Source organism: Streptomyces sp. 8L, from assembly GCF_020176795.1.
Lineage (GTDB): Bacteria > Actinomycetota > Actinomycetes > Streptomycetales > Streptomycetaceae > Streptomyces.
The window spans coordinates 1-7,731 of record NZ_JAIUKE010000525.1; the positions used below are offsets into that span (position 1 = coordinate 1).

Genomic DNA, 7,731 nt, shown 5'->3' on the forward strand with positions numbered 1-7,731 from the left:
GGCCCCGCCCCCGGGGGGGGGGGGCGCGCCGCCGGGGCCGTCGCCCGGGGGCATGAAGGCCCCGGGGGCCGCGAAGTCCCGCGGGCTCTGGGGACCCCCCGGGTTCTGGGCGCCCTGCGGCGGACCCGGGTTCCCCGGCCAGGGCTGCTGCTGCGGCAGCGGCTGCGACGCCTGCCCCGGGTCCCGCGGCTGCGGCTGTTCCTGCTGCGGCTGCCCGGCTACCTGCGACTGCGACTGCGGCTGTCGCGGCTGCTGCGGATTCCTGCCGTACGCGGGCCCGTACGGATCGTGATTCCCCGGCCCCGAGCCGTCGCCCCACCGGGGTGCCCCCTGCCCAACACTCATGCCCGGAGTTTACGGCCGACAGCCCCGGAGTTGAGCCCCGGGAGCCCGGTAAACAGGTGGGCGACGGGCTCCGCGTACCGCACAATGCCCAGCATGGGACATCTGGAAGCCGCTCACCTGGAGTACTACCTGCCGGACGGGCGCGCGCTGCTCGGCGACGCCTCGTTCCGGGTGGGCGAGGGGTCCGTCGTCGCCCTCGTCGGGGCCAACGGCGCCGGCAAGACGACCCTGCTGCGGCTGATCTCCGGCGAGCTCCAGCCGCACGGCGGGACGGTCACCGTGACCGGCGGGCTCGGCGTGATGCCGCAGTTCGTCGGCTCGACGGTCGTCGCGGGCGAGGGCGGGAGCGACGAGCGCACCGTACGTGACCTGCTGGTATCGGTCGCCCAGCCCAGAATCCGCGCGGCGGCGCTGGCCCTCGACGCGGCGGAGCACGCGATCATGACGGTCGACGACGAGCGCGCCCAGATGCGGTACGCGCAGGCGCTCAGCGACTGGGCGGAGGCGCACGGGTACGAGGCCGAGACCCTGTGGGACATCTGCACCGTCGCCGCGCTCGGGGTGCCGTACGAGAAGGCGCAGTGGCGAGCCGTGACGACGCTCAGCGGCGGCGAGCAGAAGCGGCTGGTGCTGGAGGCGCTGCTGCGCGGGCCCGACGAGGTCCTGCTGCTGGACGAGCCGGACAACTACCTCGACGTACCGGGCAAGCGGTGGCTTGAGGAGCGGCTGCGGGAGACCCGCAAGACCGTGCTGTTCGTCTCCCACGACCGGGAGCTGCTGGCGCGCGCCGCCGAGAAGATCGTCAGCGTCGAACCGGGGGCCGCCGGGTCGGACGTGTGGGTGCACGGCGGCGGCTTCGGCACGTACCACGAGGCGCGCAGGGGGCGGTTCGCGCGGTTCGAGGAGCTGCGGCGGCGCTGGGACGAGGAGCACGCGCGGCTCAAGGCGCTGGTGCTGCGGCTGCGGCAGCAGGCAGAGAACAGCCCCGACATGGCCTCGCGCTACCGGGCGATGCAGACGAGGTTCAAGAAGTTCGAGGACGCGGGGCCGCCGCCCGAGCCGCCGCGCGAACAGGACATCCGCATGCGGCTCGGCGGCGGGCGCACCGGCGTGCGCGCCGTGGTCTGCGAGGACCTGGAACTCACCGGGCTGATGAAGCCGTTCTCGCTGGAGATCTACTACGGCGAGCGGGTCGCCGTCCTCGGCTCCAACGGCTCGGGCAAGTCGCACTTCCTGCGGCTGCTCGCGGGCGAGGACGTCGCCCACAGCGGGGCGTGGCGGCTCGGCGCCCGCGTGGTCCCCGGGCACTTCGCGCAGACGCACGCGCACCCGGAACTCGTCGGGCGCACGCTCGTCGACATCCTCTGGACGGAACACGCCCGGGACCGTGGCCGTGCCATGTCCGCGCTGCGGCGCTACGAGCTCGCGCCCTCCGGCGACCAGTCCTTCGACCGCCTCTCCGGCGGCCAGCAGGCCCGCTTCCAGATCCTGCTCCTCGAACTCGGCGGTGCGACGGCGCTGCTGCTGGACGAGCCGACGGACAACCTGGACCTGGAGTCCGCCTCGGCCCTCCAGGAGGGACTTGAGGCGTTCGACGGGACGGTCGTCGCGGTCACGCACGACCGCTGGTTCGCCCGCTCCTTCGACCGCTTCCTGGTCTTCGGCGCGGACGGGATGATCCGGGAGACCCCAGAACCGGTCTGGGACGAGGCCAGGGTGGTACGAGCCCGCTGAGCCACCCGGCGGGGCCGCGCCCGCCCCGTACGACACGGGCCGCGCCCGCGACCCGTCCGGTACGCGCCGGCCCGGTGGGCGCCCGTCCGGCCTCACGCCGCGAAACCGGCCGCACCGGGAGCCCCCGGCGCGCGACGCCGAGTACCAACTCGAACCCGGCCGGGCGATCGGCTGAACCGAACCCCGCAGTCTTGTGGATCACAACTGCCTTGCTTGGCGACCTGGTTACTGTGACGCTTGCGTGCGAGCCCAACAACCGTGCAGCCAGGGGGAGAAGCAGCGATGGCGGAGGGGGTGCATCACGGTACGGGGCACCTCTTGCTGCCACCTGGCACAGCCGATGACGGCGGGTTCCCGGTGCCTGCCAGTTGTCGCGACGACCGCTCGAAGGCTCACCGCCCGTCGGTCGGTGCGGCCGGTTCCCGGTTCTCCTTCGGGCGCCTGCGGTGAGCCGCCCGGCGGCCGGGGGCGGGCCCCAGGAGTCGATCGATCTGTATCCGGACGATCTCGACTCGGTGGCAGGGAAGTTCGCGACGGGTCAGAGCCGTCTGGACACGATCGCGACGACGCTCAGCACCGCGCTGCAGAACGCTGCCGGCATGGCTGGCGACGACTCCTACGGCCACAAGTTCGGCGCGAAGTACGACCCGGCGGCCAAGGCCCTCTTCCACACCTTCTCCGCCGCCGTGCGCGCTGTGGGTCAGGCCTCCAGCGCGTTGGTCACGACGGCGAACAACTACCTCAAGGCCGACCACCACTCCAACCCGAAGCACGGCAGGGGCACGCCTGTGCTCTATCCGCCCTCCCCGGTGTTCACCGACGTGGTGTACCCCGGTCCGGAATCCGCGATCGGCCCTGGGGGCTCTTCCATGCCCTCCGTCCTCGCGAAGTACTGGCCAGACGGCCACCAGGACAAACTCCGCGACGCGGCTACCGCGTACCGCACCGCCTCCACCGCGCTCCACACACTGGGCCACTCGCTGCACCAGCAGGTGATGGCGCTCACCGACAACAACTCCGACGACTCGGTCCATGCCATGGCCGCGTTCTGGGCCAAGATCTGGCAGGACGGTGCGGCCGCCAAGAACGCGCCTTTGTCCGCCGCCCGCGAGGCCTGTGACGAACTCGCCGCCGCCTGCGACAAGTTTGCCCACGCCATCGACGAGGCCCACAGCAGCACCGAGCACAAACTCGCCGGCGCGGGCATCGCCATTGCCCTCACCTCGGCGGTCGGCATCCTCCTGACCCCGTTCACCGGCGGCGGCTCCGACGCCGGGGCGGCAGCCCTGGACGGCGCGGAAGCCATTGCGATACTCGGCGGCGTCGAGGTCACCCTGGACGCCGCCGTCACCGACATCAGCGCCGACATGATCGCCGACGTCGAGACCTACCTCCAGGCCGCTGCCGACGGCGTCCCCGAAATCGAAACCGTCGACGCGGAAACCACCGAGGTCAGCCAGACCCTCGACCGTGAACTCGCTGAGTCGGAGGCCGTGAACCGGCAGGCGTCGGCGGCCGAGGACGCTCGGGCAGCGGACGAGGGGGATCGGAGCGAGATGGACCACCGCCTGCAGAAGAACCAGCGCCGCTCTCTGAAGAAGAGGAGCAGGCCTTCAGCCGGCGGAAGGCAGAGCTTGCCGAGCTCAGTAGGAACAAGCAGATCGCGGAAGTACGCAAGGGTGTCGAGATGGATGGGCAAAAATGCAAGCCGGAGGGCGCGCTTCTCCGGGGGAGTAAGCACGGATAGATTGGACTGAGGGTCCGCAGCGTGTCGCGCAGACCGGGAACCCACAGGGACAGTTCGGTACTCCGGCCGATGTTGAGTTTGCCGCACAAAAGGGTGCGCAGCTCGGTCCAGGTAAAGAAGGCTTTTTCGGCTGCCAAGAGATAATGACTGTATTGAATACATGACGGACGGAACCACTCGGAAGCCCAACTCGATCTTCGTCAAAGTCCGCCCCAATGGCACTGTCCATGCATATCCGCTCACCAGGTAGGCGTACATGAAGTTTCGGCTCCAGCCCGGCTGCCCAGCCACGCAACGTGCTGATGAGATGACAGACGACCTCGCTGACTCGGTCAGTCTGCTCTACCCGACAGAGAACGAATATCTCATCCTGTGGTGGAACAGGGTGCCGGTTGCCATCAGTTACGCAGAAGACGTCTACGTCATGGTGGATGACATTATCGTCCTGCTGGAAACGCTCGAAAACCCAGAGATCCAGGAGGCGCACGTCTACTGGGGATCGTCTGACTTCCGAGCCGAGTGGTGGATCGATCGGACGGGTGAAGAGCTCTCGATCGACTCTCGCTGGGACAGTGTTGTCGGAGCCTATGAGTCGCTGCTCAATGAGCGCAGAAGGATTACCGTTGACGCGAAGGTCTTTGTCGCGGAATGGCTGAAACTCTTGCGTCGCATCGTTGACGATATCGCCCGGGAATCCGTCCGTATGGGCGACGAAGACATGCTGGTCCGAGCTCGTGCACTGCTCGCGGCGGAGAGGCCGGCCGCGGCGTAGAGGTAGGCCCGGCGCGGACGGGATGATCCGGGAGACCTCAGAACCGGTCTGGGACGAGGCCAGAGTGGTACGAGCCCGCTGAGCCACCCGGCGGGACCGCGCCCGCCCCGTACGACACGCGCCGCGACCGCGACCCCGGCTCCAACTGCCCTGGCCCCGCCACGTCAAGACGACGTTGATGCGCGTACCCGCGTCCCGGGGGGCGATCCGTGTGGGAACCCTTGACGCTTGTGTGGGAACCCGGTGACATGTGGTCGAAAAAGTCTTCGGAAAAGTTGGTTGTTGTGTCATCCATCGGCCGCGGGCACCGATCAGGCATCAGCGCCCGCGGTTCTCGGCGGTACGGGACAAAGGACGCAGATGCTACGAAGGCGTGAAAGGCTCTGGAGAGCGGTGATCGGCGTCGCGGTGCCGGCGCTGCTGGGCGGCGGGCTGGTCGTGGGAGGCGCCGCGCCCTCCACCGCGGCCCGGCACTCTTCCGACGCGTGGACGGTGAGTGATCCCGCCCGTTCGGACCTCTCCGCGCAGCTCGGACTCGACTCCGCGGGCGAACTCCACCTCGCGGTCGACCGCGGCGGCGCTCCGGTGCTGCTGCCCGGCCGGCTCGGAATCCGCACCGGACAGCACGATCTGACGACGGGCCTGCGGCTGGTCAGGCGCAAGGACCGCACCGTCCACGAGTCGTACCGGATGACCACGGGCAAGCAGCTCCGGCGTTCGGCCACGATGAAGGAGGCGACGTTCACCTTCCGTGGGGCCGACGGCGCCGAACTCGGCGTCGCGGTGCGAGTGTCCGACGACGGCGTCGCCTACCGGTACCTGCTGGACGGCAAGGGCCCGGTGACCGTGACGGGGGAGGCGTCCACGTTCGACCTGCCGACGGACGCCAAGGCCTGGGTCCAGCCCTATGTGACCAGCTACGAGAACGAGCGGACCGAGACCACCGCGGGCGCGGCCAACTCGGCGCAGCCCAAGACGTGCACAGGTGACACCTGCTCGTTCGGCTACCCGACGCTGTTCCAGACCGGGAACACGTACGTGCTGCTGACGGAGGCGGACGTCGACGGCCGCTACTCCGGCAGCCACCTCGACCACGTGGACGGCAGCGGCGCGTACTCCGTCGCGCTGGCGGACAACAAGCCCGTCACCTCGCAGGGCCCGCTGGCCACGCCGTGGCGTACCGCGATCGTGGGCAGCCTGGACACGCTCGTCGGCTCCACCCTCGTGGACGACCTCGCGCCGCCCTCGAAGGTCAAGGACACCTCCTGGATACGTCCGGGCGTGGACGACTGGTCCTGGCTGAGCGACGGGAACAGTCCCGGGAACTTCGAACGGCAGAAGGACTTCGTGGACTACGCGGCGCAGCACGGCCTCCAGTACACGCTGGTGGACGCCGGATGGCAGGCGAGCTGGGTCCCCGAACTGGTCCGCTACGCGCGGGCCAAGGGCGTCGACGTGATCCTCTGGTTCGACTGGAACGACCTCAAGACCCAGCAGCAGCGCGACGACTGGCTCCCCAGGGTCAAGGCGTGGGGCGTCGCAGGCGTCAAGGTCGACTACATGTACTCGGACTCCCAGTCCACCTTCCAGTGGTATGACGCGATCCTGCGCGACACCGCCAAGGACAGGCTGATGATCGACTTCCACGGTGCGACGATCCCGCGCGGCCTCCAGCGCACCTGGCCGCAGGTGATGAGCGTCGAGGCGGTCCGCGGCGAGGAGAACGGGCAGAACCCGACCCGCGACATCTTCCTCGCCTTCACCCGCAACATCGTCGGCTCGATGGACTACACCCCGACCTGGTTCTCCCGCCCGGACCGGAAGGACTCCCTGGCACACGAGCTCGCGCTGCCCGTCGTCTACGAGTCCGGGTGGACCTCGCTCGGCGACAACCCCGAGGGCTTCGCCGCCCAGCCGGTGGCCGAGCGCTACATCGAACAGCTCCCCACCACCTGGGACGAGACGCACTTCGTCTCCGGCGGGCCAAGCGCGCAGCCGGCCGGCGACCGGCAGGCCGTCATCGCCCGCCGCAAGGGCGACCGCTGGTTCGTCGGCGGCATCCTGGCCGGCGCGGGCGACACGATGAAGGCGCCGCTCGGCTTCCTCGGCAAGGGCAGCTGGCTCGTGGAGACGATCGGCGACAGCGGCGGGCAGCTGAAGCGGACCGTGCGGACCGTGACCGCCAAGGACACCCTCGCGGTCCCGGCCGCGGCCGACGGCGGCTTCGCCGCCCTGGCCTGCCCCGCCGCGAAGGGCCGCACCGACTGCGAGGACCCGGTCGTCACCGCGCCCGCCACCACCCTCACCCTGGACCCCTCGGCCACGACCGCGGGCCCCGGCGCGAAGATCGGCGTCGACGCGAAGTTCGTGCTCCCGAAGGGGAACGCCCTGCGCCAGGTGCGGCTGACGGTCGACCGCGACCGGCTCCCCGCGGGCTGGCGCGCCACCGGGCCGGACGTGACGGCGGCCTCGCTCCCGGCGGGCAGGACGCTCGGCGGCCACTGGAGCGTGACCGTCGGCAAGGACCAGCCGGGCGGCGAGGCTGACGTACCCGTGGTGGCGACCTACGCCAACCCGGCCGGCGGGAAGGCCCCGCCGGTCCACGTGGAGGAGGTCGTGCGGGTCTCCGTACCGCTGCACGGCACGGTCTACGCGAGCGACCAGCCGTTCCTCACCCAGACCAACGGCTACGGGCCGGTCGAGCGCGACCAGTCCAACGGCGAGGCCGGCGGGCAGGACGGAAACCCCCTGACGATCGACGGCACCGTGTACGCCAAGGGCCTGGGCATGAACGCGCCCGGCCAGGTGCAGATCGACCTCCAGGGCCGCTGCACCCGCTTCGAGGCCCATGTCGGCGTGGACGACGAGACCGGCGGGCAGGGCAGCGTCACGTTCACCGTCCTCGGCGACGACGGCAAGCAGCTCGCCACCACCGACGTCGTACGCGGCGGCCAGGCCGCGGTCGACCTGACCGCCGACGTCACCGGCGTACACACCCTCGGCCTCGCGGCCGGCGACGGCGGCGACGGCAAGAACTACGACCACGCGGACTGGGGTGACGCCCGGCTCACCTGCGCGGACTGAGCGCCCACAGCCGCCCAAGGGCAGGCCCCCGACCGGCACCCGCCCGCAG

Annotated in this window: 4 protein-coding genes and 1 pseudogene; 4 read left to right on the top strand and 1 reads right to left on the bottom strand. The window is 70.4% G+C overall.

All coding sequences use genetic code 11. From position 1 onward, the window contains the following. A pseudogene (locus tag LCE31_RS33215) lies at window positions 1-345 on the bottom strand (translation initiation factor IF-2); the annotation flags it as partial. A gap of 93 nt (window positions 346-438) precedes the next feature. On the opposite strand from LCE31_RS33215, the gene LCE31_RS33220 reads away from it, so the two are divergent. The 4 genes from LCE31_RS33220 to LCE31_RS33235 all read left to right on the top strand — a co-directional run bounded on the left by LCE31_RS33220 (window position 439) and on the right by LCE31_RS33235 (window position 7,682). Further along, window positions 439-2,079 (top strand): ABC-F family ATP-binding cassette domain-containing protein, encoded by a 1,641-nt coding sequence (locus LCE31_RS33220; RefSeq protein WP_225021098.1) that lies wholly within the window; start codon window positions 439-441, stop codon window positions 2,077-2,079. 446 nt (window positions 2,080-2,525) lie between these two features. Next, window positions 2,526-3,836 (top strand): WXG100-like domain-containing protein, encoded by a 1,311-nt coding sequence (locus LCE31_RS33225; protein ID WP_225021101.1) that lies wholly within the window; start codon window positions 2,526-2,528, stop codon window positions 3,834-3,836. A 297-nt stretch (window positions 3,837-4,133) separates the two neighbouring features. Further along, window positions 4,134-4,598, top strand: a complete 465-nt coding sequence (locus LCE31_RS33230) for a hypothetical protein (RefSeq protein ID WP_225021103.1) — start codon at window positions 4,134-4,136, stop codon at window positions 4,596-4,598. 393 nt (window positions 4,599-4,991) lie between these two features. Continuing rightward, entirely contained in the window at window positions 4,992-7,682 is a 2,691-nt protein-coding gene (locus tag LCE31_RS33235; protein ID WP_225021106.1) for a glycoside hydrolase family 97 catalytic domain-containing protein, read from the top strand. Window positions 7,683-7,731 lie beyond the last annotated feature (49 nt).